The 26,597-nt window shown below is 68.4% G+C and carries 22 protein-coding genes; 15 read left to right on the top strand and 7 right to left on the bottom strand.

All coding sequences use genetic code 11. From position 1 onward, the window contains the following. A partial coding sequence (locus tag AC07YS_RS17070) for a response regulator (RefSeq protein ID WP_492742477.1) occupies window positions 1-427 on the bottom strand: 427 nt, incomplete at its 3' end. 620 nt (window positions 428-1,047) lie between these two features. Between AC07YS_RS17070 and AC07YS_RS17065 the strand changes: the two genes are divergently transcribed. The 7 genes from AC07YS_RS17065 (at window position 1,048) to AC07YS_RS17035 (ending at window position 13,363) form a co-directional block, all read left to right on the top strand. Then, window positions 1,048-7,335, top strand: coding sequence for a tandem-95 repeat protein (locus tag AC07YS_RS17065; RefSeq protein ID WP_495267616.1), 6,288 nt, complete (start codon window positions 1,048-1,050; stop codon window positions 7,333-7,335). 61 nt (window positions 7,336-7,396) lie between these two features. After that, window positions 7,397-8,731 carry a TolC family outer membrane protein gene (locus AC07YS_RS17060; RefSeq protein WP_495267615.1) on the top strand — a complete coding sequence of 445 codons (1,335 nt, stop codon included), beginning with the start codon at window positions 7,397-7,399 and terminating at the stop codon, window positions 8,729-8,731. Continuing rightward, entirely contained in the window at window positions 8,728-10,920 is a 2,193-nt protein-coding gene (locus AC07YS_RS17055) for a type I secretion system permease/ATPase (RefSeq protein ID WP_495267614.1), read from the top strand. The genes AC07YS_RS17060 and AC07YS_RS17055 overlap by 4 nt, the downstream gene beginning before the upstream one ends. Beyond that, on the top strand, window positions 10,917-12,164 hold the full coding sequence (locus AC07YS_RS17050) for a beta-barrel domain-containing protein (protein ID WP_390342608.1): 1,248 nt from the start codon (window positions 10,917-10,919) through the stop codon (window positions 12,162-12,164). The genes AC07YS_RS17055 and AC07YS_RS17050 overlap by 4 nt, the downstream gene beginning before the upstream one ends. Before the next feature lie 66 nt (window positions 12,165-12,230). Then, window positions 12,231-12,674 (top strand): outer membrane protein assembly factor BamE domain-containing protein, encoded by a 444-nt coding sequence (gene bamE / locus AC07YS_RS17045; protein ID WP_495267613.1) that lies wholly within the window; start codon window positions 12,231-12,233, stop codon window positions 12,672-12,674. A 23-nt stretch (window positions 12,675-12,697) separates the two neighbouring features. Next, window positions 12,698-13,087 (top strand): hypothetical protein, encoded by a 390-nt coding sequence (locus tag AC07YS_RS17040; RefSeq protein ID WP_369646371.1) that lies wholly within the window; start codon window positions 12,698-12,700, stop codon window positions 13,085-13,087. 105 nt (window positions 13,088-13,192) lie between these two features. Then, complete coding sequence (locus AC07YS_RS17035) at window positions 13,193-13,363, top strand: hypothetical protein (protein ID WP_495267612.1); 171 nt, start codon at window positions 13,193-13,195, stop codon at window positions 13,361-13,363. 612 nt (window positions 13,364-13,975) lie between these two features. On the opposite strand, the gene AC07YS_RS17030 is transcribed toward AC07YS_RS17035, so the two are convergent. From AC07YS_RS17030 to AC07YS_RS17020, 3 genes are read right to left on the bottom strand one after another with little or no spacing between them, the layout of a single operon-like run. Further along, a complete protein-coding gene (locus AC07YS_RS17030; protein WP_495267611.1) occupies window positions 13,976-15,307 on the bottom strand; it encodes a sulfatase family protein in 1,332 nt (443 codons plus the stop codon). Between the two features lie 22 nt (window positions 15,308-15,329). Beyond that, complete coding sequence (locus tag AC07YS_RS17025) at window positions 15,330-16,358, bottom strand: Bug family tripartite tricarboxylate transporter substrate binding protein (RefSeq protein ID WP_495267610.1); 1,029 nt, start codon at window positions 16,356-16,358, stop codon at window positions 15,330-15,332. A gap of 31 nt (window positions 16,359-16,389) precedes the next feature. After that, window positions 16,390-17,406: a Bug family tripartite tricarboxylate transporter substrate binding protein gene (locus AC07YS_RS17020; protein WP_495267609.1), complete on the bottom strand. Its 1,017-nt coding sequence runs from the start codon at window positions 17,404-17,406 to the stop codon at window positions 16,390-16,392. Between the two features lie 153 nt (window positions 17,407-17,559). Here AC07YS_RS17020 and AC07YS_RS17015 point away from each other — a divergent pair, with 153 nt between their 5' ends. After that, on the top strand, window positions 17,560-18,156 hold the full coding sequence (locus AC07YS_RS17015; RefSeq protein WP_495267608.1) for a MarR family winged helix-turn-helix transcriptional regulator: 597 nt from the start codon (window positions 17,560-17,562) through the stop codon (window positions 18,154-18,156). Here the strand turns inward: AC07YS_RS17015 and AC07YS_RS17010 are convergent. Next, entirely contained in the window at window positions 18,128-19,141 is a 1,014-nt protein-coding gene (locus tag AC07YS_RS17010; RefSeq protein ID WP_495267607.1) for a tripartite tricarboxylate transporter substrate binding protein, read from the bottom strand. The genes AC07YS_RS17015 and AC07YS_RS17010 overlap by 29 nt on opposite strands. A gap of 137 nt (window positions 19,142-19,278) precedes the next feature. Here AC07YS_RS17010 and pcaQ point away from each other — a divergent pair, with 137 nt between their 5' ends. From pcaQ to AC07YS_RS16985, 5 genes are all read left to right on the top strand, one after another. Next, on the top strand, window positions 19,279-20,208 hold the full coding sequence (pcaQ, locus tag AC07YS_RS17005) for a pca operon transcription factor PcaQ (RefSeq protein ID WP_062479169.1): 930 nt from the start codon (window positions 19,279-19,281) through the stop codon (window positions 20,206-20,208). Window positions 20,209-20,290: 82 nt separating this feature from the next. Next, window positions 20,291-20,902, top strand: a complete 612-nt coding sequence (locus AC07YS_RS17000; RefSeq protein WP_307638635.1) for a TetR/AcrR family transcriptional regulator — start codon at window positions 20,291-20,293, stop codon at window positions 20,900-20,902. Beyond that, a complete protein-coding gene (locus AC07YS_RS16995; protein ID WP_495267606.1) occupies window positions 20,899-22,104 on the top strand; it encodes a DUF418 domain-containing protein in 1,206 nt (401 codons plus the stop codon). Before AC07YS_RS17000 ends, AC07YS_RS16995 begins: the two co-directional genes overlap by 4 nt. Before the next feature lie 40 nt (window positions 22,105-22,144). Beyond that, window positions 22,145-22,807 carry a suppressor of fused domain protein gene (locus AC07YS_RS16990; RefSeq protein ID WP_307589002.1) on the top strand — a complete coding sequence of 221 codons (663 nt, stop codon included), beginning with the start codon at window positions 22,145-22,147 and terminating at the stop codon, window positions 22,805-22,807. 83 nt (window positions 22,808-22,890) lie between these two features. Beyond that, a complete protein-coding gene (locus tag AC07YS_RS16985; RefSeq protein ID WP_495267654.1) occupies window positions 22,891-23,199 on the top strand; it encodes a TfoX/Sxy family protein in 309 nt (102 codons plus the stop codon). 4 nt (window positions 23,200-23,203) lie between these two features. Here AC07YS_RS16985 and AC07YS_RS16980 read toward each other — a convergent pair whose 3' ends face one another. Further along, window positions 23,204-23,827, bottom strand: coding sequence for a LysE/ArgO family amino acid transporter (locus AC07YS_RS16980; protein ID WP_307589000.1), 624 nt, complete (start codon window positions 23,825-23,827; stop codon window positions 23,204-23,206). Window positions 23,828-23,934: 107 nt separating this feature from the next. On the opposite strand from AC07YS_RS16980, the gene AC07YS_RS16975 reads away from it, so the two are divergent. Then, the gene (locus tag AC07YS_RS16975; RefSeq protein ID WP_062479155.1) at window positions 23,935-24,393 is read left to right on the top strand and encodes an Lrp/AsnC family transcriptional regulator; all 459 of its coding nucleotides are present in this window, start codon (window positions 23,935-23,937) and stop codon (window positions 24,391-24,393) included. A gap of 158 nt (window positions 24,394-24,551) precedes the next feature. Here AC07YS_RS16975 and AC07YS_RS16970 read toward each other — a convergent pair whose 3' ends face one another. Continuing rightward, a complete protein-coding gene (locus AC07YS_RS16970; RefSeq protein WP_447745919.1) occupies window positions 24,552-25,808 on the bottom strand; it encodes a porin in 1,257 nt (418 codons plus the stop codon). Window positions 25,809-26,190: 382 nt separating this feature from the next. On the opposite strand from AC07YS_RS16970, the gene AC07YS_RS16965 reads away from it, so the two are divergent. Continuing rightward, window positions 26,191-26,577, top strand: a complete 387-nt coding sequence (locus AC07YS_RS16965; protein ID WP_070063166.1) for a hypothetical protein — start codon at window positions 26,191-26,193, stop codon at window positions 26,575-26,577. The last annotated feature ends 20 nt before the right edge of the window (window positions 26,578-26,597 follow it).

Here is a 26,597-nt window from a genome sequence, read left to right as displayed (position 1 = left end):
GGGCAGGGGCGGTGCGCGCCCTGCGGGATTCCGCCAGCGCCAGGTGAATCTCGACGCGGGCCATCACCTCGGCCGGGTCGAAGGGCTTCACGATGTAGTCGACCGCGCCGGCCCGCAGGCCTGTCAGGCGCTCTTCCAGGCTGGCCGACGAGGTCACGAAGATCACCGGAATGTCCGCCGTGGCCGGGTCGGCCTTCAGCAGGCGACAGGCGGCAAACCCGTCGGTGCCGCCCAGGCGCACGTCCAGCAGCACCAGGTCCATCTGCAGCGTCGTCGCCCGCCGGTAGCCCTCCATCGCGTCGAAGGCGAGCGTGATGCGGTAGCCGGTGCCCCGCAGCGTTTCCAGCAAGAGCTTGAGTTCGTCAACGTTGTCGTCGACAACCAGCAGATGAGCTCTCCGGGGCTCCGGAGGTGACCAATAGGACATGGAAAGAGGGGGCGCCGGCACCGCGTTGAACGCCCTGTGGCCGAAACAATGTAACCAAGAAATTAATTTGGTAATCATTGTCACAAGAAATGCAAATTCATCCAATGACCGGTCTTCATTCCTGATCGATCCGCCCGCCATTGCCGCCCGAGGCCTTAAAAAAGGTGCCGCGGCGAGGGGGTCTGTCAGAGGGAAAACGGGGGGCTGGACAGGGCCCGTTCGGTATTGCAGGAAATAGCCGGGCCGATTCCGTCCATCAAAAGAATTGGACGCTCCGGCAAAAGCCCGTAAGCCAAAAGACCGCCAGCGCGTGCTTTCCCAACTTGCGAATTGCTGATTTTCTTTCGCCAATCGTGTGAAGTATTCGACATTCACACACGTTTGTGAACAGTTGTACGCCACGGCAAACGCCACGGCCTCTCCGGCAAAAGTCCGGACACCCCCCCGAACCAAGAATCCCGCCCCATGCAAGCGCAAGCCTGCGTGACCCGCACACCGGGTCGCGCCGGCGAGTCCTCGAGAGCCACCCACGGCCTTCGAGATTTCCCAACGTGCGACCCGGGCTGTTCGCTGAAAGCGAGGGCTCGCCCGAGGTCCGGAGTCAAGGAGAAAGACCAATCATGGAAGCTGTTTACAAGTCTGGTGGCGCGTCATCCCGCAAAGCGACGGCGGAAGCCCCTCTGGTTCTGGATCGCCCGTCGATCGTCACGCTGAAGATCGCGCCCGAGAGCGTGCTCAAGTTCGAGCGCCGCGGCGACGACCTCGTGCTCGTGCTGCGCGACGGCCAGGAAGTCGCCGTGCGCGGCTTCTTCGCCGAGTACCCCGACGCCGGCCGCAACGACCTCGTGCTCGAAGACGGCGCCGGCGTGCAGTGGTGGGGCCAGTACACCGCGCCCTGGAAAGACTTCCACTTCACCGAGATCGAATGGAACGACGCCGGCGGCGCCTTGCTGCCCGACGGCGTGCCGGGCTGGCTGCTGGGCGCGCTCGGCGTGCTGGGCGTCGGTGCCGCCGCGAGCGGTGGTGGCGGCGGCGGTGGTGGCCCGGCCTTCATCCCGCCGTTGCTTCCCGCGCAGAACCGTGGCCCCGAAGGCAAGGCCGACCCTGTCGTCACCGATCAGGACAAGCCCGTTAGCGGGCAAGTGCACGCGACCGACCCGGACCGCGACGCGCTGAACTACACCGTCGCCAAGGGCCCCGAGCACGGCACCGTCACCGTCGATCCGACCACGGGCCAGTTCGTCTACACGCCCAAGCCCGGCTATGAAGGGCCCGACAGCTTCGAGGTGACCGTCAGCGACGGCAAGGGCGGCACCACCACCGTCACGGTGCCCGTGACCGTCTCGCCCGTGAACGACGCGCCCACCGCGCCCGACTACACCGAGACCACGACCGAAGACACGCCCGTGAGCGGCCGCGTGACCGGCAGCGACATCGACAGCGGCGACACGCTGACCTACACGAAGGGCAGCGACCCGGCGCATGGCACGGTCACGGTCAACCCGGACGGCACGTACACGTACACGCCGAACCCGGACTTCCATGGGACGGACAGCTTCACAGTGACGGTGAGCGATGGCCATGGCGGTACGACGACGAGCACGGTGACGGTGACGGTCGATCCGGTGAACGATGCGCCGACGGCGCCGAACTACACCGAGACCACGAACGAAGACACGCCGGTCAGCGGCAAGGTTGTTGGTAGTGACGTGGACGGCGACACGCTCACGTACGTGAAGGGCAGCGACCCTGCACATGGCACCGTCACGGTCAACGCGGACGGCACCTACACCTACACCCCGGGTGCCAACTTCCACGGCACGGACAGCTTCACCGTCACGGTGAGCGATGGCCACGGTGGCACCACCATCAGCACCGTCAACGTGACCATCAACCCGGTCAACGACGCACCGACGGCGCCCAACTACACCGAGACCACGAACGAAGACACGCCTGTCAGCGGCCAGGTCGTCGGCAGCGACGTCGATGGCGACGCGCTGACCTATACCAAGGGCAGCGATCCAGCGCACGGCACCATCACGGTCAATCCCGACGGCACCTACACCTACGTCCCTGGAGCCAATTTCAACGGTACCGACAGCTTCACGGTGACGGTGAGCGACGGCAACGGTGGCACGACGACCAGCACCATCACGGTCACCGTCGACCCGGTGAACGACGCCCCCACGGTGCCTAACTACGCTCAGACCACGGACGAAGACACACCCGTCAGCGGTCAAGTGGTTGGCAGCGACGTCGATGGCGACACGCTGACCTACGTGAAGGGCAGCGACCCCGCGAACGGCACGGTCACGGTCAACGCGGACGGCACCTATACCTACACCCCGAACGCCAACTTCAACGGCACCGACAGCTTCACCGTCACGGTCAGCGACGGCCACGGCGGCACGACGACCAGCACCGTTACCGTGACGATCGACCCGGTCAACGACGCACCCACGGCACCCAACTACACCCAGACCACGAACGAAGACACACCGGTCAACGGCAAGGTGACGGGCACTGACGTCGACGGCGACACGCTGACCTACACCAAGGGCAGCGATCCGGCACACGGCACGGTGACCGTCAACGCCGATGGCACCTACACCTACGTCCCCGGCGCGAACTTCAACGGCGCTGACAGCTTCACGGTCACGGTGAGCGACGGTCACGGTGGCACGACCACCAGCACGGTGAACGTGACCGTCAACCCGGTCAACGACGCACCGACAGCGCCCAACTACACCGAGACCACGAACGAAGACACGCCGGTCAACGGCCAGGTCGTCGGCAGCGACGTCGATGGCGACACGTTGACCTACACGAAGGGCAGCGATCCCACGCACGGCACGGTGACCGTCAACGCCGATGGCACCTACACCTACGTCCCTGGCGCCAATTTCAACGGCACCGACAGCTTCACGGTCACGGTGAGCGATGGCCACGGTGGCACGACCACCAGCACCGTGAACGTGACCATCAACCCGGTCAACGACGCACCGACCGCGCCCAACTACACCGAGACCACGAACGAAGACACGCCTGTCAGCGGCCAGGTCGTCGGCAGCGACGTCGACGGCGATACGTTGACCTACACGAAGGGCAGCGATCCAGCGCACGGCGCCGTCACGGTCAATCCCGACGGCACGTACACCTACGTTCCCGGCGCGAACTTCAACGGTACCGACAGCTTCACCGTCACTGTGAGCGATGGCCATGGCGGCACGACCACCAGCACCGTGACGGTCACGATCGACCCGGTGAGCGACGCGCCGACGGTGCCCAACTACACCCAGACCACGGACGAAGACACGCCCGTCAGCGGGCAGGTCGTTGGCAGCGACGTCGACGGCGACACGCTGACCTACGTGAAGGGCAGCGACCCCGCGAACGGCACGGTCACCGTCAACACCGACGGCACCTACATCTACACCCCGAATGCCAACTTCAACGGCACCGACACGTTCACCGTCACGGTGAGCGACGGTCACGGTGGAACGACCACCAGCACTGTGACGGTCACGATCGACCCGGTGAACGACGCACCGACGGTGCCCAACTACGCCCAAACGACGGACGAAGACACACCCGTCAGCGGCCAGGTCGTCGGCAGTGACGTCGATGGCGACACGCTGACCTACGTGAAGGGCAGCGACCCCGCGAACGGCACGGTCACGGTCAACGCGGACGGCACCTATACCTACACCCCGAACGCCAACTTCAACGGCACCGACACGTTCACCGTCACCGTGAGCGACGGCCATGGCGGCACCACCACCAGCACCGTCACCGTGACGATCGACCCCGTCAACGACGCCCCCGTGTTCGTCGACGGCGGCGGCACGCCGGTCGACACGGCCACTGGCTACGTCTTCGGCTACGACGAAAACCGCCCCGCGGGCACCGTGCTCGGCACGGTCCACGCCACCGACATCGACAGCGCGAACGTCACCTACAGCATCCTCTCGGGCAACGACCAGGGCTACTTCGCCATCGACCCGGTCACCGGCGCGATCAACCTCACGCCGGCAGGCGCTGCGGCCTTCGTCAACGACTTCGAAGCAGGCGCCAACGCGCACGCGCTGGTGATCGGCGCGACCGATGGCACGGCCACGACCACCATCCCCGTCACGCTCAACGAGCAGAACATCAACGACGCACCGACGGTGCCCAACTACACGACGACGACGGACGAAGACACGCCCGTCAGCGGTCAAGTGGTCGGCAGCGACGTCGACGGCGACGCGCTGACGTACGCCAAGGGCAGCGATCCGTCGCACGGCACGGTCACGGTCAATCCCGATGGCACGTACACCTACGTCCCCGGCGCGAACTTCAACGGCACCGACAGCTTCACGGTGACGGTGAGCGACGGTCACGGCGGCACGACCACCAGCACGGTGAACGTGACCATCAACCCCGTCAACGACGCCCCGGTGTTCGTCGACGGCGGCGGCACGCCGGTCGACAGCGCCACCGGCTACGTCTTCGGCTACGACGAGAACCGCACTGCGGGCACCGTGCTCGGCACAGTCCGCGCCACCGACATCGACAGCGCAACCGTCACCTACAGCATCCTCTCGGGCAACGACCAGGGCTACTTCGCCATCGATCCGCTCACGGGCGAGATCAGCCTCACGCCGGCAGGCGCTGCAGCCTTCGTCAACGACTACGAAGCGGGCGCCAACGCGCACTCGCTGGTGGTCGGTGCGAGCGACGGCACCGTCACGACGAACATCCCCGTCACGCTCAACGAGCAGAACGTCAACGAGGCCCCAGAGGCTCCCGACTACACCAAGACCACGGACGAAGACACGCCGGTCAGCGGCCAGGTCATCGGCAGCGACGTCGACGGCGACACGCTGACCTACACCAAGGGCAGCAACCCGTCGCACGGCACGGTGACGGTGAACCCCAACGGCACCTACACCTACGTTCCCAACGCCAACTTCAACGGCACCGACAGCTTCACCGTCACGGTGAACGACGGCCACGGCGGCACGACCACCAGCACGGTGACCGTGACCGTCAACCCGGTGAACGACCCGCCGACGGCTACGGCGACCGACGCCGGCATCGTCTCCGAAGGCAGCCTGCCCGGCGGCATTCCGGCGGCGGGCGAGCCGCCGGTGCAATCGACCGGCAAGATCTCCATCGCGGACCCCGACAGCCTGGCGGGCGACCTGTCGGTGTCGCTCAGCGGCCCGGCCGGCGTCACCTCCGGCGGCCAGCCGGTGTCGTGGACCTGGGACGCGGGCACGCACACGCTCACGGGCAGCGTCACCGTCGGCGGCGTCACCACCCAGGTGATGACCGTGGCGGTGGGCAATGTCACCGCCACGGGCGCGGGGCAGTTCGAGGCGGGCTACACCGTCACGCTGAAGGCGCCGATCGACCACCCGGCGGGCAACGGCGAGGGCTTGTCGAACCTGCACTTCGAGGCCGTGGTGAGCGATGGCCAGCTCAGCGGCGCGCCGGTGGGCTTCAACGTGCCCGTCAAGGACGATGCGCCGGTGCTCGTGAACGGCGAGCAGTCCGTCGACGTGGCGCCGATCAACACGAACCTGATGGTGATCCTGGACCTTTCCGGGAGCATGAACGAGGAAACGCCAACGCGGCTCTCCCGTGCGAAGGCGGCCGTCCAGAACCTGATCGACGGCTACGACCTGTACGGCGAAGTCCGGGTGCAGCTTGTCACCTTCAGCACGACCGGGCAGGCGCAGCAGGCCTGGATGACGGCGGCCGAGGCCAAGGCGTTGGTGCAGACCCTGCAGCACGGGGGTAGCACCAACTACGACGCGGCCCTGGCTACGGCGATGAGCGGTTTCTCGGCCGGAGGCAAGCTGCAGGGGGCCCAGAACGTGTCTTACTTCCTCACGGACGGCGAGCCGACGCGGGGCGATGGCGACACAGGGCAGTTGTCGAACAGCAGCAGCAGCGGTTCAGCCGACTACGGTATCCAGGCGGCGGAAGAAGCGATCTGGAAGACCTTCCTCACCAACAACAAGATCAACTCGTTCGCACTGGGTCTCGGGTCCGACCTCTTGCCCGCGGCGCAGGGCATCATCGACCCCATCGCCTACAACGGCAACACCGGCACGAACACCAACGGCAAGATCGTCACCGACACGAGCCAGCTGAACGACATGCTGCAAGGCACGATCAGCGTGCCGCCCACGGTCAGCAACCTGCTGACCGGCGGCCTCGGTGGCTCGTCGGGCTTCGGCGCCGACGGCGGCCATGTGTCCACGCTGACCATCGACGGCACCACCTACACCTTCGACAGCGTAACGGGCGAGATGGCGAAGAGCGGCCCGGCCACCAGCAGCGACTACAGCTACAACCAGGCGACGCACCAGGTCACCATCGCCACCGACAAGGGCGGCAAGCTGGTGGTGGACTTCGACACGGGCGAGTTCAGCTACCAGGTGGCACCGCGCACCACCTCCTCGCACAACTACGACGAGACCCTCAGCTACCAGGTGGTCGACCGCGACGGCGATGCGAGCAACGTGGCCACGCAGACGCTGCACGTCAACTACACGCCTGCAGCGGGGGCGGCAGCGCTCTTCACCTCGGCAGACTCGCTGGGCCTGGCCGGCGTCGATGAAGTGACGGTGTCGATCGAGCAGCAACAGCAACCGCACGATGCGCCGCATTTCCCCTTCGGCGACGGCCCGGCGTGGGGCGGGCTGCAGCTGTCCGACATGCTGCAGGGCTTCGGCGCCGCGGAGTCGCTGCATGCGCTGCTGCAGGCCGCGTTCCCGCCGGCCTTCGGTGGCACGCAGGCGTCTCCTACGGTGCTGTCGCTGGCGTCGTCCGCCGATTCGCTCGCGGCCTACGCACCGCCCGTGGCGCCTTCGCTCGACGACGAGCTCCACATGGGCCTCGCGCTTCACCACTGACCGACCGGCGTGCCGGCGCCGCTTGCGGCGTCGGCACCTGGTGGTCTGCACGTCTTCACGCATGCTTGCTTCCCGTCATCTTTCGTCTGCTGCCGCGGGCCTTTTCTTCCTGTTCGCCGGATCGGCGGCGCTTGCGCAAGCGAGCACCGCCGCCCCGCTGGGCATGGCCGAGGCCGTGCGCCTGGCCGCCACCTCGCACCCGACCGTGCGCAACGCCGTCGGCCAGGCGCTGCAGGCGGGCGAGGGCATTGCGGCCGCGCGCTCGGGCTACTACCCGCAGGTCAGCGCCGGCCTCAGTGCGCGCACGGGCAACCGCCAGCTCCAGGCCGACGGTCGCCGCCAGGTGCACCAGGCCTCGCTGTCGGTGACCCAGCTGCTGTACGACTTCGGCAAGGTGTCGAGTGCCGTGAGCGAAGCCGAAGCCTCGGCCACCGCCGCGCGCGCCAAGCTGCTCGTGGCGGTCGACGACGTGGTGCGCGACACCGCGCAGGCATGGATCGAAGTGCATCGCCAGCAGGCGCTGGGCGAGATCGCGCAGGCCCAGGTGAAGGGCGTGCAGTCGCTGGCAGGCCTCGTGGGCGAGCGCCAGGCCAAGGGCGCCACCAGCCAGTCCGATGTGGCACAGGCGCAGTCGCGCCTGGAGGCCGCGCGCGCCCAGCAACTCAACACCGTGTCGCAGGCCGAGCGCTGGCGCCTGAACCTCATGCACCTGACCCAGGGCCGCGCGCCGGCCGGCATCGCCGGCGAAGCGCCCGCGCCGCTTGCGAGCGCCTGCGCCGCGCTGCCGCAGACGGCCTTGCCCGCGCCGGCCGTGCAGATGGCACAGGCCGAGCGCGACATGGCGCAGGCCGCGCTGCGCGGTGCCGATGCGCAGCTGCTGCCCACGCTGTCGCTCAACGCCGCCGTCAACCGGGGGCTCGAATCGGGCGCGCGGCCCGCCGGCCAGTCCGCCAACGAAAGCACGTTCACCGTCAACTTCACCGCGCCGCTGTACGAAGGCGGGCGCAGCCAGGCCCGCCAACGCGCCGCCGCGCACGCCGTCGAGGCGGCCGAGGCCGCGCTGGGCTATGCAGAACTCAGCGTGCGCCAGCGCCTCGAAGACGCGCGCGTGCAGTCGCAAGGCCACGCGCTGCGCCTGCCCGTGCTCGCCGCGCGCGTGCACAGCACGCAGCGCACGCGCGACCTGTACCGCGAGCAGTACCTGCAACTGGGCACGCGCTCGTTGCTCGACCTGCTCAATGCCGAGCAGGAGTTCCACGGCGCGCGCTTCGAGCAAGCCGAGAGCGCGCACGAAGTGCAGCGGCTCGCGGTCGAGTGCCTGTACCAGTCGGGCCGCCTGCGCGAGGCCTTCGGGCTGGTCGATGCGGGCGAGCTCGTCGCCGGAGGCCAGCCATGACCGCCACCACCGTGCCCGAACTGTCCGCCGCGCGCGGCCCCGAGCTGCTCGCCGGCTGGGTCGATGCGGTGCTCGCCGTGGCCGCCCACTACCACCTCGACACCTCGCGCGAGCGCATCCGCGGCGCCGCCGCGTGGAGCGACCATGAAGACATCGGCGAGCGCGTGCGCCAGATGGCCCGCCAGGCCGGGCTCACCGTGCGCCAGGTCGCGCCGCGCCTGGACGCCCTGAGCCCCTGGCGCCTGCCCGTGGTGCTGCAGCTGCGCGACGGGCAGGTGGCCGTGGTCACCGCCATCTCGGCGCAGGGCCTGCGCGTGATGCTCGGTGGCGACCAGGGCGCGGAAACCGTCTGCACCGTGGACGAGCTGCAACCCGCCCTCGAAGCCATGGCCGTGCTGCGGCCCGCGCAATCGGCACCCGACTCGCGCGTCGACGCCTACATCCGCCCGGTGGAGCCGCACTGGCTGCGCCAGATCGTGCTGGCCGACTGGCGGCCCTACGCGCACATCCTCGTCGCGTCGCTGGCCTACAACCTCATGGCGCTGGCCGGCACGCTGTTCTCCATGCAGGTGTACGACCGCGTCGTGCCCGCGCAGTCGCTGCCCACGCTGCATGTGCTGTTCGGCGGCGTGCTGCTGTCGATCGCGTTCAGCTGGGTCATGCGCGGCGCGCGCATGCGCATCACCGACGTGGTGGGCAAGCGCGCCGACCTGCGCATTTCGGACCGCGTGTTCGGCCACGCGCTGCGCGTGCGCGGCTCGGCACGTCCGCGCGCCACCGGCACCTTCATCTCGCAGCTGCGCGAGCTGGAGCCCGTGCGCGAAATGCTCACGTCGACCACCGTGGCGGCCGTGGCCGACCTGCCGTTCTTCTTCGTGTTCTGCGTGCTGTTCTGGTTCATTGCCGGCTGGCTCGTGCTGGTGCCGCTGGCCGCGTGCGTGCTGCTGATCGTGCCCAGCCTGCTGGCGCAGCCGCGCCTGCGTGCGCTGGCCCAGACGGGCATGCGCGAGTCATCGCTGCGCAACGCCATGCTGGTCGAGGCGGTGCAGGGCATCGACGACATCAAGGGCCTGCAGGCCGAGCCGCGCTTCCAGAACCAGTGGAACCACTACAACGCCGTCAACGCCGACTCGGGCCTGCAACTGCGCGCGCTGCTCAACACCCTGAGCAACTGGACGCAGACCGTGCAGGGCGCCGCCTTCGCCTTCGTCGTGTTCTTCGGCGCGCCGCTCGTGATGGACGGCCACATGAGCACCGGCGTGCTCGTGGCCGCATCGATTTTGTCGACCCGCATGCTCGCGCCGCTGGCCGGCGTGACGCAGGTGCTCAACCGCTGGCAGCAGGCCAAGGTGGCCGGCGAGGCGCTCGACCAGCTCATGAAGCTTCCGGTCGACCATCCGCCGAATGAGACCCGCGTGCACCGGCCCGCCGTGCAGGGCGACTACACGCTGCGCGACGCCGTCTTCAGCCACGACGGCCAGACCACCGCGCTGCACGTGAAGGCGCTGCACATCGGCGCCGGCGAACGCATTGCCGTGCTCGGGCGCAATGGCGCGGGCAAGTCGACGCTGCTGCAGGCGCTGTCGGGCCTCATCGAGCCGCGCGCGGGCAGCGTGCTGCTCGACGGCGTGTCGATGGCCCACATCGACCCCGCCGACGTGCGCCGCGACGTCGGCCTGCTCGCACAGGACGCGGGCCTGTTCCACGGCACCTTGCGCGAAAACCTGCAGATGGGCACGCCCCACGCCACCGACGCCGAACTGGTGGCGGCCCTGCAGGCCACCGGTGCCTGGGCCTTCGTGCGCCGCCTGCCCACCGGGCTGGACCATCCGCTGCTCGAAGGCGGGCGCGGCCTCTCGGGCGGACAGCGCCAGAGCCTGCTGCTCGCGCGGCTCCTGCTGCGCCGCCCCGGCGTGCTGCTGCTCGACGAGCCCACCGCCTCGCTCGACGAAGTGGCCGAACGCGAAGTGATCGAACACCTGCGTGCGCTGCCCGCCGGCCGCACGCTGGTGCTGGCCACGCACCGCCCGGCCGTGCTCGAGGCGGTCGACCGCATCCTCGTGGTGGACGGCGGCGCCGTCGTGCTCGACGGCCCGCGCGACCAGGTGATGGCGCGGCTGCGCCAGGGCGCGGTCGCCTCGCGCGAGGCGATGGCCTCCGCAGGCCGCAGCAAGGAGGGGCAGGCATGAACGCCGTGACATTGACCAAGGCGCAGGTGCAGGCCGCCGCGCAGGCACCGGCCGTATCCACCGCCACCGTGTGGGGCCCCGGCGGCGCCGACGACTTCGACGAAGCCCGCGCCAGCGGCTCCGCGCGTGTCGTGTGGTTCATCGCGCTCTTTCTGCTCGCCTTCTTCGTGTGGGCCTGGGTCTTCGAGATCGACGAGGTGTCCAGCGGCATGGGCAAGGTGATTCCCAGCTCGCGCGAGCAGCGCATCCAGTCGCTCGAAGGCGGCATCCTGGCCGAGCTGCGCGTGCACGAAGGCCAGATCGTCGAGAAGGGCCAGGTGCTCGCGCAGCTCGACCCCACGCGCGGCGAATCGAACGTGGAAGAAACCGCCGCGCGCTACCGCGCCGCCCTGGCCAGCAGCGTGCGCCTGCGCGCCGAGGTGCAAGGGCAGGGCAGCCTGCAGTTCCCCGCCGAGCTGAAGGCCTACGCGCAACTGGTCGATTCCGAAAGCGCGCTCTTCCGCTCGCGCCAGGGCAGCCTGCGCGACACCGTGTCCGGCCTGGGCCAGGCGCTTTCGCTCGTGCGCAAGGAGCTCGACATCACGCGCTCGCTGCAGGTGAGCGGCGCGGCCAGCAACGTCGAGCTCATCCGCCTGCAACGCCAGGCCGCCGACCTGGAGCTGAAGATTGCCGAGGCGCGCGCCAACTACATGGTGCGCAGCCGCGAAGAACTGGCCAAGGCCGATGCCGAGGTCAAGTCTTTGTCGTCCGTGGTGCGCGGGCGCGCCGACTCGCTCGAGCGGCTCACCCTGAACTCGCCCGTGCGCGGCATCGTCAAGAGCCTGCAGGTCACCACCATCGGCGGTGTCGTGCCGCCCAACGGGTCGCTGCTGACGCTTGTGCCGCTGGACGACCAGTTGCTGGTCGAGGCGCGCATCTCGCCGCGCGACATCGCCTTCATGCGGCCCGGGCAGGAGGCGCAGATCAAGATCACCGCCTACGACTACGCCGTGTACGGCGGCCTCAAGGGCCGCGTGGTGACCATCGCGCCCGACACCCAGCGCGACGAGGTCAAGCCCGAGATCGTGTACTACCCCGTGCTCGTGCGCACCGACTCCGACGCACTCACCGACAAGGCCGGCCGCCGCATGCCCATCGTGCCCGGCATGGTGACCACCGCCGACATCCGCACCGGCCGCAAGACCGTGTGGGACTACCTGACCAAGCCGCTGAACAAGGCGCGCGAAGCCATGCGCGAGCGCTGACCCGCGCGCGCCCATCTCTCCCCGCAAACCCATCCGACACCCATCCGACCCAAGAGGACGCTAGCCATGAAAACCACCCCGCACGCATCCCCCGCCGCTGCCGCCTTCGTGCTCGCCGCCGCGCTGCTCGGCGCCGCCGCTCCTGCGGTGGCCCGCGACAACCCCGTGGACCCCGTGAGCAACCCCGACAAGCTGGACTACCGCGACGTCGAGGCGCGCCGCCCCGACTTCAAGGAGCCCTTTCTGCGCGACGGCGTCGTGTCGCGGCCCGAGCGCTTTCGCGAGATCAAGCCCGGGCTCAACCAGGCCCAGGTGCTCGCCGTGCTCGGACTGGCCCTGAAGCAGCAGCGCGGCGCGCTCGGCACTGAGTGGGACTACCACTTCAAGTTCCAGATGCCCCAGTCGGCCAACTACCTCGTGTGCCAGTACAAGGTCGTGTTCGACGACAGTCAGGCCGTGCGCAGCGCCGTGTGGCGCCGCCGCCAATGCCTGGACCTGCTGCCGCGCTGAGCCGCAACGCCGGCCCGCAGCCCATGCCTCGCGATTCCACGCGCGCGCCCCGTCCCTACGAGGCCTTCGTGTACGGCAACTCCGCCGACGAGCCCACGCGGCTGGCCGAGCGTTGCCTGGAGGTGATCGAGGGCACGCTGAAAAGCGTCGACCGCGTCGTGGCCTGCCTGCGCGCGGCCGAGCTGGAACACGGCATCGGCATCGCGGCCATGACGCGCGCACAGATCGCCGACGCCGCCGAATGGCACCGCGCCAAGCTGCAGGGCCTGCTGGCCGTGAAGCTGCAGCTCACCAACCGCGGCGGCGACCTTCATCTGGTGGACGACCTGCACCTGGTCGTGCGGCTCAAGTCGCGCCTCACCGCGCCCGGCGGTTTTCTGCCGGAGCTGTACCACCTCATGCCCCATGGCTGACCTGGACGACGCGGCCCTCGCGGTGGATGCGGTCCGCTGCATGGGGCGTTGTCTTCTTCCTGCGTTGAACGACGACGCCCGCACGGCCGCCCCGGGAGGCGCGCCGTGATCCGCCGCACCAAGCGCTTTCGCAAGAACCTCTACCTGTTGAGCGACGTGGCGCTGTGGCTGCTCCTTGCGCTCTTCCTCGCGCTGGCGGCCGACGCACTGCCGGCGCGAGGTGTCAGCCAGGACCACCACGACAGCGAAGCCGAGCGCGCCACGCACGCGCACTAGCTGGCGGCCGGCCCCGAGCCGAGTCTTGCTTCGCCTCGTCTCGTCTCCGGCGAAGCGGAAAAACCGGGGCACTTCAGATATCTCGTCGATTCGAGAAATCGTCGACGAATTCTTTTCTCTTGCGCGGCTTCGCTTCTCTACAGTGAATGCCCCCGCGCCAAGACGGCCCGCTGTAGCGGCCGACGAACCCCGTGAAAGGAAACGCCTTCATCCCACGCATCCATTGATCGATTGACGAGCGAATGAACCGCTTGGCCTCACGGCGGGTGTCGATGCCTCTTTGCGGCGCAGCGACACGAATGTGAGGCGCAAAAGGCGACGGCCAGGGTGCGTGAACATCGAGATGATCGTTTCGGAGGAGGATGACCCTAAGAAGGCGCTCACGGATTTCCTTCAAAACTTAGTGGCCTGACTTTGAATGGTGCTGAGTAAGCGGAAGTAGCCTTTCGGGCACGGCGTCTCTCAGCCAGAAACTACCGAGGCATATGCAGTCGGCGACCGACAGGAGGCCGCCTGAAGCTGCCGCCTAAGCGCTGCTAGTGGCAGCGCTTAGGGAACGAGAAGTGATCGGAAATCAACGCTTTCTGGCGATGAGTTTCCGGCACTCGCGTTTCACCTCTGCGGCATATCCTTAACCGAATACCCAAGGCTCACAGTCGCATCCTCCGGAATCGCAGGCATCGTCGCATTCCATTCCTGCCACTGCGCCCGCATCGCCTCCAGCCGCTGCGGCTCCTTCTTCCCCAGGTTCGCGCGTTCGCGCTCATCGGCCGGAATGTTGAACAGGTACTCGTTGCCGTCGACCTTCAGGTACTTCCAGTCGCCGTCGCGCATGGCTTCCTGGCCGCGGTGGTTCATGCGCCAGTGCAGGGGGCGGCGGAAGGTGTGGGTGGCGTCTTTCAGCACGGGCATGAGCGACACGCCATCGAGCGGGTACGCCGCGTCGGCCTTCACGCCGGCGGCGTCGAGCATGGTGGCCGACCAGTCCATGGTCATGCACAGCTGGGTGCTCTCGCCGCCCTTGGCGATCACCTTGGGCCAGTGCGCGATCCATGGCACGCGGATGCCGCCTTCGGTCAGGTCCATCTTGCCGCCGACCAGCGGCCAGTTGTCCGAGAAGCGCTCGCCGCCGTTGTCGCTGGTGAACACGACGAGGGTGTTGTCGGCCATGCCGTGCTTTTCGAGCGCGGCCATGATCCAGCCGATGCCCTCGTCCATGTGATGGATCATGCGGCGGTACACGTGGATGTTGCCGCCCGACAGGTCGAACAGGTTGTCCTTCACGAGCGGCGCCTTGTCGGCGTCGTCGCGGGTTTCCCACGGCCAGTGGGGGGCGGTGTAGTGCAGGCTCAGGAAGAAGGGCGCCTCTTGCGTGGCCATGCGCTCGACGTAGTCGACGGCGCGCTTGGAGAGCACGTCGGTCAGGTAGCCCTCGTCGTCCTTGTGCTCTTCTTCGCCGTACCAGAGGTCGTGGCGGCCGGCCGAATCGCAGTGGGTGAAGTAGTCGACACCGCCCGACATGGGGCCGAAGAATTCTTCATACCCCGAGCGCAGCGGGCCGAAGCTGGGCGGGTAGCCCAGGTGCCACTTGCCGATGAGCGCGGTCTTGTAGCCGCTGTCTTTCAGCAGCGACGGCAGGGTGGGGTGCTCGGTGGGCAGGCCCAGCGTGGTGCTGCCGCGGCTTCGGCTGTTGATGGGCTCTTCGGCCGCGCCGCGCAGGCGGTACTGATACCGCGCGGTGATCATCGCGAAGCGCGTGGGCGAGCACACGGGCGAGTTCGAATAACCCTGCGTGAGCTTCAAGCCGTTGGCGGCCAGGCCGTCGAGCACGGGCGACACGCGACCAAAGGGCGCCTCGCGGCCGCCGTAGCAGCCGAGGTCGGCATAGCCGAGGTCGTCGGCCACGATGAAGATGATGTTGGGGCGGGTGCTGCGTGTCGTCATAGGTCGCTGAGAGGTTTTTCGATCAGGGCTGGTAGCCGGATTTCTGCACGACCGGCGCCCACTGCGCCTTGTAGGCCTTGAGCATCGCGGCGGTCTGCGCCTGGGTGCTCACCACCGGCGTCATGCCGGCGTCCTTGAACTTGCGTTGGGTGTCGGGGTCTTGCATCACGGCGTGGATGGTGGTGGCCAGGCGTTCGACTTTCTCCTTGGGCATGCTGGCCGGCGCGAAGAAGGTGTTCCAACCGGTGGCGGCGAGGTCGAGGCCGGCTTCCTTGAATGTCGGAATATTCGGCGCGAAGGGCGAGCGCTTTTCGCCCGACAGCGCCAGGATGCGCAGCTTGCCGGCGGTGTGCTGCGGCAGCACGACGTCTTCGGTGTCGACGGCAATGGGCACCTGGCCGCCGATCAGGTCATTCAGCAGCGGGGCGGAGCCGCGGTAGCCAATCACCTGGGTCTGCACCTTGGCCTTCTCGCCCACCATGAGGCCGAAGAAGTGCGGCAGGCTGCCGGTGGCGGGCACGCCCACGTTGGCCTGCTGCGGGTTGGCGCGCATCCATGCGAGCAGGTGGTTCAGCTCGCGCACGGGCAGGGTGGGCGACACGGCCAGCGCAAAGTCGTAGGCGTTGACGTGCGACACGGGCACGAAGTCGCGCTCGGCGTCGTAGCCGTTGTCCTTGAAGACGAGCGGCGCCACCACCATCACGGCGGGGTTGGCGAGCATCAGCACGTTCTGGTTGGCGGGCGTGGCCTTGGCCTGCTGCGCGGCCAGCCGGCCGCCCGCGCCGGGCTTGTTGTCGACGATGACGGGCACGCCGAGCTGGGCCGCGAGCTTGTCGCCCACGATGCGCGCCACGCGGTCGGTGGCGCCGCCGGGCGCGTAGCCGACGACGATGCGCAGCGGGCTGTCGAGTGCGGTTTGGGCGGCCTGTGCGCGCGCGAGCGTGGGGGCGGCGATGGCCGCCACGAGGCCGGCCATGGCCAGCACGGTGGCAAGGCGACGGCGTGCCGGGTTGAAGGAAGAAGCGAAAGCGGGGAGGGCGCGCGGGATCATGAAGGGTGTGTCCTTGTTGTCGATCGGTCGGTCAGTCGTTGGCCTGGAAGTTCACGGCCTTCATGATGCCGGCCCAGCGGGCAATGTCTTCGCGCATGGTCTTCACGAGCGCCTCGGGGCCGTCGGCCACGGGGTACATGCCGTTCTGCAGCAGCAGCTGGCGCACGTCGCGGCTGTTCACGGCGCGGATGATTTCGCTGCGCAGTTGCTCGGCGGTGGCGGGCGGCGTCTTCAGCGGCGCGTAGTAGGCGAACCAGGCGGTGGCCACCACGTCCTTGTAGCCGCTCTCCACGAAGCTGGGCAGCTGCGGCATGAGCGGCGAGCGCTTGTCGCCGCTGGTGGCCAGCACCTTCACGCGGCCGGTGGGCAGCATCTGCTGCGCGCCGCCGATGGTGTCGAAGTACACGGGCACGGTGCCGCCCATCACGTCCTGGCGTGCGGGCGTGGAGCCGCGGTAGGGCACGTGGACCATCTTCAGGCCGGCCGCGCGGTTGAGCATTTCGCCTAGGAAGTGCGAAGGCGTGCCGGCGCCGTACGAGCCGAAGCTCACCTTGTCGCCCTGCGCCTTGGCCCAGGTGATGAACTCGGCCAGGGTGTTGGCGGGCACGTCCTTGTGCACGGTGAGCGCCAGCTCGAAACGCGCGGCGTTCACCAGCGGCACGAAGTCCTTGATGGGGTCGTACGACAGGTTGCGGTAGGCGCTGGGGAACATGGTCATCATGCTCGCGGTGCCCAGCAGCAGGGTGTGGCCGTCGGGCGGCGCGGTCTTCACGGCGTCCACGGCAATGCGGCCGGCCGCGCCCGAGCGGTTGTCGATGATGAGCGGGCCCAGCGAGTCGCGCACCTGGTGGGCAATGGCGCGGGTCAGTACGTCCTGCGTGCCGCCGGCGGGCACGCCGATGAGCACCTTGATCGGCTGGCCGGGGGTGAAGGCGGCGGGTTGCTGCTGCGCGAACGCAAGCGGTGCGAAGGATGCAAGGGGGGCAAGGGCCAGCCCGCCAAGGGTGGTCAGGGTGCGGCGGCGGGTCGGGTCGGGAAGCTGGGGCATCGTCAATCTCTCCGGGGTCTCGTTCGGCGTTCGGCAGGGTCTGTGCGTGGCCGGGGCGGGTGGCCGCGGCTGCGGACGATTCTGGAGACGCTACATTCGATTGATCAAATCAACCATCGCCCGGATTTACCCGGCCTTTCGAGACCCCGCCCCATGACCGCCGAAGACGTCGCCACCCCGCCGCGCCGCCCGCTGGACGACCTGCTGCTGTACCGGCTGTCGCGCCTGCTCGCGGTGGCGGGCAGCATGGTGATCCGGCTGTGCGAGGGCCGCTTCGGCATCACGCGGCGCGAGTGGCGGCTGATCGCGGTGTTGGCCAGCCGGGGCGAATTGGGCTCGTCGCAACTGGCCGAGCATGCGCAGCTGGACCGGGCGCGCACCTCGAAGGCGGTGGGCTCGCTGGTGGCCAAGCGGCTGGTGTCGCGCACGGCGCTGGCGGGCGACCGGCGGCAGGTGCGGCTGGGCCTCACGGCGACGGGGCAGGCGCTGTACGACGAACTCTTTCCGCTGGTGACGCGCATCAACGCCGAGCTGATGGGCACGCTCGACGCAGACGATGCCGCGCGCTTCGACGACGCGCTGCACCGGCTGCAGGCGCACGCCGAAACCATGGTGGCGCAGGCGGTGCTGCCCAAGGCCGACCGGGGGCGCCATGCGGCGGCGGCTGCTGCGGCAGCAGGCAACGGCAAGAAGAACAGCACGGCGCGCAGCGGCAAGGCCGTCAGTCCACCTTCATCCCGGTCGCCTTGACGATGCGGCCGTAGCGCGCCTGCGCCGTGGCCAGGCGCGCGGTGGCGGCGGCATCGGTTTCGGCCAGCGGCACCATGTCGAGCGAGGCCAGGCGGGCCTTGAGTTCGGGCAGGGCCATCGCTTTGTGCAGCGCCTGGCGCAGGGTCTGCATCACGGGCTCGGGCGTGGCGGCCGGCACCATGGCGAGGTAGAGCACTTCGAACTCCAGGTCTTTCAGGCCCAGCTCGCCGACGGTGGGCACCTCGGGCAGCAGCGGTGCGCGCTGGCGGCCGGTGACGGCCAGGGCGCGCAGCTTGCCGCCCTGGATCTGCGGCAGCACGCCGGGCGTGGCGACGATGCCGGCCTGCACCTCGTTGCCGAGCATGGCCATCACGGCCGGGGCGTTGCCCTTGTAGGGCACGTGCACGATCTTCGCGCCCGTCGCGTTCGCGAAGATCTCGGCGGCGATGTGGCCCGGGCTGCCGTTGCCTGCCGAGCTGAAGGTGGCGGGCTCGGCCTTGGCCTGCGCGATGAAGTCGGGCAGCGTCTTGGCCTTCACCGAGGCGGCGGTGGTGAAGCTCAGGCCCGACGAGCTGAAGATCATCAGCGGCTTGAGGTCCTTGGCCGCGAAGGGCATCGACGCGTACAGGTGCGGGTTGACGGTGAAGGTGCTGTCGATGCCCAGCAGCACGGTGTAGCCGTCGGCCGCGCTCTTGGCCACGGCGTCGGCGCCGATGTTGCCGCCCGCGCCGGGGCGGTTGTCGACCACGAAGGGCTGCTTCAGGTCTTTCTGCAGCGCGTCGGCCAGCGCGCGCCCGAGGATGTCGATGGGGCCGCCGGCCGGGAAGTTGACGAGGAACTTCACGGGCTTGGCGGGGTAGCTCGCCTGGGCTTGCGCGGCCGGCGCGGCGAGGCCGAGGGCCAGCGCGGCGCAGGCGGCGGCGAGCGTGAGGCGGCGGCGCGCGCCAAAGGAAGAGGAAGGCTTCGAGGAAAAAATCGTGGTCATGGGCTGCTTTGTCTGTCTCCGTATCCACGGCACTCTAGAAGGCTGCGCGGCGCGGCACAACTGAAGTCTCTTCCGCCAGCTATTCCCTCTGGTTATATTTGAAAGCACGTCGCCCCACTGGCTTCGAGGAGAACCGCATGTCAGCCATGAACTTTGAGCGCCTGAAGATGCGCCACCTGCAATGCCTCGTCATGGTGGCGCAAGAGCGCAACCTGGTGCGCGCGGCCGAGGCGCTGTCGCTCACGCAGCCGGCGGTGTCGAAGACGGTGGCCGAGCTTGAAGAGATCGTGGGCCGTCAGTTGCTGCTGCGCCGCCGCCGCGGCGTGGAGCTCACGCCGGCCGCCGAGGTGCTGGTGCGCCACGCGGTGTCGGCGCTGCGCGGCCTGCGCGAAGGCCTGGGCCTGGCGATGGACCAGCCCGAGGCCGACCAGCTGCGCGTGGCGGTCGGCGCCTTGCCGAACATGGCGGCGCACCTGCTGCCCGAAGCCGTCGCACGGCTGCATGCGGCGCACCCGGCGATGCGCGTGCGCGTGGTGAGCGGCACCAACGCGCAGCTCATGACGCAGTTGCGCCAGGGCGAAATCGACCTCGTGCTCGGCCGGCTGGCGCAGGCCTCGGCCATGGCCGACTTGGCCTTCGAGCAGCTGTACAGCGAGGTGCTGCTGCTGGTGGTGCGGCCCGGCCACCCGCTGGCGTCGCGGCGCAAGCCCACGCTCGACGCGCTGGCCGCCTACCCGCTGGTCCTGCCGGTGTCGGGCACGCTGATCCGGCACACGGCCGACGCCTTCCTTATTGCGCAGGGGCTGGCGCTGCCGGCGCGGCTGGTGGAGGCGACCGACACCAGCTTTGCCGTGGGCCTGCTGCAGCGCTCCGACGCCGTGTGGTTTGCGCCGCAGGGCGCGGTGGAAGGCTTCGTGGCGCGCGGCGAACTCAAGCGCGTGGCCATCGACACGGCGAGCACCGAAGGCCCGGTGGGCGTGACCGTGCGGCGCGGCAGCGAGACGGGCGAGGGCGCGCGGCTGCTGCTGGACACCATCCGGGGCATTGCGGCCACGCGCGCTGCCTGAAGGGTTTCTTCAGGGTTTCTTCAGAATAGATCGAGCGCTCGGTCTAATAATTCGGGCATGACCGAATTCCGCGAGAACCACCGTGCGCAAAGTTGACCCCGAACGCCAGCAGGCCAAGCGCCGCCAGATCCTGGAGGCCGCGGGCGACTGCTTTGCGCGGCGCGGCTTTCATGCCACCACCACCGCCGAGATCTGCGCCGCCGCGGGCATGAGCCCCGGCAATCTCTTCCATTACTTTCCCAGCAAGAACGCGATCATCGAGGCCCTGGCCGAAGAGGAGTGGCGCGACACGGCCGCGTACTTCGCCGCGATCGACGACGACCCGGCCGACCCGCTGGAGGTGGTGCTGTCTTTCCTCGACGTGGTGATGGTCTTCGCCTCCGACCGCAGCTACTCGCGGCTGGCGCTGGAGGTGGCCGCCGAGACCCTGCGCAACCCGGTGGTCTGCGCCAGCGTGGCCGCGGGCGACACCGAAATGCGCGACGGCCTCGCGGCCCTGCTGCGCAAGGCGGCGGCGCGCGGGCAGATCGACCCCGAGCTCGACCCCGTGCAATCGGCCAACTGGATCGCCGCGCTCATCGACGGCGTGTTCTCGCGCCTGGCGCTCGACACGGGCTTCGACCCCGCGCGCGAGGCGCCGATGCTGCGGCGCGTGGTGGGGCGCTTTCTCGCGAAGCCGGGGCGGGGCGCATGAACCCGACCCCTGTGGCAGTCGAGCGCCAGTCGCTCGTCGATGCGTTGCGCGGCTTTGCGCTCTTGGGCATCCTGGTCGTGAACATCGCGGCCTTTGCCTCGCCGTATTACGGCCAGCCGCTGCCCGACCCGATGATGCGTTCGGGGCTGGACCGCGTGGCGGCCTTTGCCGTCGCCTTCCTGTTCGAGACCAAGTTCTACCTGCTGTTCTCTTTCCTGTTCGGTTACAGCTTCACGCTGCAGATGCAGTCGGCGCAGCGCAGCGGCAAGCCCTTCGTGCCGCGCCTGGCGCGCCGGCTGGTGGCGCTGTGGTGCATCGGCGCGCTGCACGCGGTGCTGCTGTTCCATGGCGACATCCTCACGACCTACGCGGTGCTCGGCGCCGTGCTGCTGGCGCTGCGCCACCAGAGCGACGCTGTGCTCGCGCGCTGGGCGCTGCGGCTGGTGCTGGCGACCGCGATGGTGTGGGGTGCCATCGGCATGCTCGCGATGCTGGGCGGCCCGGCGACCGACGAGGTGCTGCGCACCGCGAAGGCCGACGCGGCCTCGGCGCTCGCGGCCTACCGCGGCACGGCGGCGACGGTCATCCGTCAGCACCTGCGCGAGCTGTCGCAGGTGTGGATCGTGCTCGGGCTGGTCCAGGCGCCGATGGCGCTGGCGATGTTCTTCGCGGGCGTCATCGAGGGCCGGCGCAATCTGTTCGCGCGGGCCGACCGTTACCGCCCGCTGTTCAAGCGCCTGCTGGTGCCCGGCCTGGTGCTGGGGTTGCCGGGCGCGGCGGTGTATGCGTGGACGGCGTCTGTCGTGCCGGGCTCGCGCTGGGATGTGCTCGGCCTGGCGGTCGGCGTCTTCACCTCGCCGTTGCTCACGGCGACGTACGTGGGCGCGATGATGTTGCTGTTCCAGTCGCGCTGGGGCGGCTGGCTGGCGGGCGCGCTCGCGCCGGCGGGGCGCATGGCGCTGTCGAACTACCTGCTGCAGTCGGCGGTGTGCGCGTGGCTCTTCCTGGCGTATGGGCTGCGGCTCATCGGCGAGCTCGGACCGTTCATGAGCCTGATGGTCGCCTTCGGCATCTTCGGCGCGCAGATGCTGGTCAGCCGCTGGTGGCTGGCACGCTTTGCGTACGGCCCGGTGGAGTGGGTGCTGCGCGCCTTCACCAACCTCGAATGGCCCGCCCTGCGGCGTATGCAGCGGTCACGTTGAGCGACGAGAATGCCCTCGTTCCAACGAGGAGGATGCGCCGATGAGTTCCATGGAAGACGTGTGGGCCTACCGCGAAGAGACGCTCTACCCGCGCCTGTTCGGCCCCGAGCGCACCGGCATCTACGTGCTGGATTTCGACGACTTCAAGGCGCTGGGCGCCGAAGACGTCGATCCGCGCTGGCTGCACCTGGGCGTGTTCGAGTTCGCACCCACGCCCGTGCGCAACACCTGGCTGTACGTGACCTCGGGCGGCTCCACGCCCTGGGAAACGGAGCCGGCCGACTACGACCCGGAAGACTATTCGTGGATCGGCTCCGAGCTGGTCATCGAAGTGCCGTCGCAGCCGCAAGACCAATGGGCCATCAAGCTGCTGCGCCGCCTGCTCGCCTACAACGTGCTGCTCGCGCACTCGCACTTCGGTGAAGACAAGCAGCCCTTCGACTACGGCGACCGCATTCCCGTCGGCGAAGCGATCCGCGAGAAGGGCACCGTGGCCCTGCGCCATGTGGTGCTGATGGAGCCGAAGCACTACCCCGCGACGGCGCAGCTCGACTCGGGCCGCTTCGACTTCCTGCACCTCGTCGGCATCAACGATTCCGAACGCGACTGGGCCAAGGCCCACAGCTCCGAGGCGCTGCTGCGTTTGCTTGAAGTGCATGGCGGCGCGCCAGTGACCGACGCGCGGCGCAAGGCGGTCGTTTGAGCCGCGCCAAAGGGGCGGCCGCGGTCGGCGGTGCCGAGCGTTCGCATGGGCGAGCGCTCGAGCTGGCCGAGTCGCTCGGTGCGATGGGTCCCATCGAGGTCAAGCGCTTCTTCGGCGGCTTCGGCCTCGTGCAGGCCGGCGTGCAGTTCGCGTTCGTGATGGGGGGCACGCTGTACCTGCGCGTGGACGACGCCACCCGGCCGGAATTCGAGCGCCTGGGCGCGGTGCCGTTCTCGTACGCGACCAGCGCTTCGACCGTGAAGGTCGCGAGCTACTACGAGGCGCCGGTCGATGCGCTCGAAGACCCGCACGCCTTGCGCGACTGGGCGACGAAGGCGCTGGCGAGCGCGCTGGGTGCCCGGAAGCCTGCGCGCCGCAAGTCGGTCAGTTGATTCGTCAGCGCGACAGCAACGTTGACAGCTGAAACACCGCAAAGCCCAGCAGCAGCGCACCCGACAGCTTGTTGATGCCCTGCAGCACACGCGCGCCGAGCTTGTGCCGCACCATCGACACGATGCTCGACAGCCCCAGCCACCACAGCGCCGAGCCGAGGAACACACCCATCACCATCGTGAGCGCCGCACCGCCGCCGCTGCCCACGTGGCCGCTGCCGAGCGAAGCGAACACCGCGACGAACGACAGGATCGTCATCGGGTTGGCCAGCGTGAGCACGAACACCGACAGCAGCGCCTTCACCGGCGTGGCCGCGTCTTCCGCGGCCCGGGCCTGCGTGGCCGCCGGCGCGCGCAGCAGCTGCACGCCCATCCACGCGAGAAAGGCCGCACCGCCGAGCGCCAGCGGCACACGCGCGGCGACCATCGTCGACACCACGGCCGATACGCCGAACGCGCCGATGGCGCCATAGCAGGCATCGGCCAGCGCGGCGCCGAGTCCGCTGAGAAAACCGATCGTGCGGCCGTGCGCGAGCGTGCGCTGGATGCACAGCAAGCCGATGGGCCCCACCGGGGCGGCGATCGAGAGCCCGATGACGAGGGCCTTGAGAAAGAGAGGGAAGTCCATGCCGTCGATTGTTCGGCGAGGCCCGTATGACGAGAATGGCGAAATTCAGGCGCGCGGCATGCCTTGCCTGAAATCGGAAGCGAAATTCTCAATCGGGCCTGAAATCCATGGAAATCGACGCCAAGAACTGGCAGATCCTCGACGTGCTGCAGCAGGACGCGCGCACCTCGCTCACGGCGCTCGCGCGGCAGGTGGCGCTGTCGGTGCCATCCACCTCCGAGCGCGTGAAGCGCCTCGAAGAGGCCGGCGTCATCGAGGGCTACCGCGCCGTGGTGCCGCCGCGCAAGGCGGGCTACACCGTCACCGCGCTGGTCGGCATCACCACCGCGCAACCCGACAAGGCCCGCCTGCTGAAGCTGCTCGGCAGCCGGCGCGAAGTGCTCGAGTGCTTTCACGTCACGGGGCAGGACTCGTACGTGCTGAAGGTGGTCGCGCGCGACATCGAGCACCTCGAAGCCTTCGTGAGCAGCATCAACCACCTGGGCGAGACGCGCACCTCGATCGTGATGTCGGTGCCGATCGCGGCGCGCGCGGTGGCGGCGCCGGCGGGCACCGTGCCCGACTGAGGCGCGCTTCTCTCGCCCCAAAAAAATGGTCCGCACAAAGGCGGACCGAATGGACCCGCCTGACGGGCTCCTGGAGAAACGGAACATCCGCGGGCGCAGGGCCGCCCGCGGTCATTCACTCACTTGCTTGCTTCTTTGCGCGTGACAGTCTTCCCTGATCAGAACGAGTGGCGCAGGCCGACGTCGTAGCCCGTCGAGGTCTTGGGCACGAACACCCCGGTGTTCACGAAGGCGGGGCCGCCGACCGTGAGCGCCGCGCCGTTCTTGTTGCTGATGCGCGCAACGGTGGCGTACAGGGCGGTGCGCTTGGACAGGTTGTGGATGTAGCCGATGGCCAGCTTGTTGGCCTTGGGGTCGGCGACCGACGGCGTGAACGGCAGGTTGACGGTGTTGAGGTCGTACTTGACCTGCGAGTACGAGGCGCGGATCAGGCCCGGGCCGACCGGCGCGGTCACGCCGATCAGGTAGCCCGTGAGGTCGACGTCCGGCGCGCCGCCGACCAGGGGCGTGACGGCGTAATCGCGCGTTTTCTTGATTCGCGACAATTCGCCGAACAGCTTGACCACGCCGAAATCGTAGGAGCTGCCGAGATTGAAGGTCTTGACGTTGTCGGTGGTGCCCGCATAGAAATTGTCGGCCGCCGTGCTGTTGCCATAAGACACGGCCACGTCGAACGGGCCATTGGCATAACCGACACGCCCGCCCAGGTAGCGCCCCGCACGCGATGCGGCCGAATTTCCCGAATTGAGCGCACCCGCCGCATTGACGCCGGGCGGCGTTGCCGTGCCGGGGTCGTATTTGGTGTTTTCATGCAGCGCGTACATGAATTGGCCATAAAAGCCGCCCAGATTCTTCGGCAGGAAATAACCGATCGAATTGCTGGCGCGGTTGTAATTGAGGTCACCGCCGAAGCCGCCCGAGCCGCCGCCGGCATTCGTGTTGGCGGCGGTGAAGATCAGGCTGCGGCCCACGCCGACGATGCCGAAGGGGTCGAACACGATGTCGTTCCAGGCCGTGGGCACGTAGTCGCGGCCCAGGCGCAATTCACCGAAACCGCCCGACAGGCTGACCGTGGAACGGCGCTGGAAGGTGGTGATGCCGGTCTTGCCGTCGTCTGGGCTGATCGGCGCCTCGAGCCAGAAGCTGGCCGCGAGCCCGCCGCCCAGGTCCTCGGTGCCGCGAAAGCCCAGCCGGCTCGTGGAATAGCCGCCCGAGCTCAGCGCGGTCTGGCTCGCGGTGCGCGTGCCCTGGTTCACGTAGAACGGGTTGAACAGCGTGGCGCCGTTCATGTCCTGCGATTTGGACGAGTAATTGCTGATGCCCGTGTCCACCACGCCGAACAGCGTGACGGAAGACTGCGCATTGGCGAACCCGACACCGAACAGTGCGGCGGCCGTGAGGAATTGTCTTTTCATTGTTGCCCTTGAATTGAATATGAAATTCATCGCTCCCACGCACCGCGTTGGAGCTCCGGTTCGGCGTGCGGAAATAAATTCAATTGATTTCGTCTGCCTTCCGCATGGTTCATGCGTCTGGGCAAATCATATCGATCGATTGCGACAGGAAAAGACCGAAACCGCCTTTTTCAATTACGTTTTCCGTGCAGCCGGGTTACGAATTGGAAAGCTCCGCTTGCCCCTTGCAGAGAATTGATGAATTGGTCTTCATCCTGTCGTTTTTGTAATTGAACCGTTCGCGCGGCGACGGTCCGAATTCCTAGCGTGTCGGCATGGCGAAGCAAAACCGCCATCGCCGAAGCGGGTGGTCCTCTTCGGCGTTCAACGAAGGAGATGACACATGACGAACAGGAAGATGGCCTTTGCGCTGGCGGCGATGGCCGCCGCAGCGCTCCCGCTGGTGGCTGGCGCACAAACCAGCCAGCAGCACGTCGAGGGGCCCGCGCATTTCGCGGCGACCGAAGCCGGCATCAAGGAGCACCCCGAAAACGCCGGCCCGGGCAAGACCGACGCCCAGGTGGTGGCCGAACTGCGCGCCGCGCAGCAAAGCCCCGAGTGGGCCGGCGTGCTGCGCTGGGGCGCCCCGATCCCCGTGAAGGCCACGCAACCCCGCACGCGTGCCGAGGTGGTGGCCGAGCTGGAGCGCGCGCAGTCGCAACCGGGCTGGGAGCGCGCCTCGCGACTGGGGGCGCCGATGGTGCTGCCGGCGGCGGCGCCTGCGCGGTAGGGGGAAGAAAGAAGGCGGCG

It is taken from the genome of Variovorax sp. GW458-11-26-14-LB1, assembly GCF_059423965.1.
The sequence above is the reverse complement of the archived record's forward strand: the minus strand, read 5'-3'. Positions and strand labels throughout refer to the sequence as shown.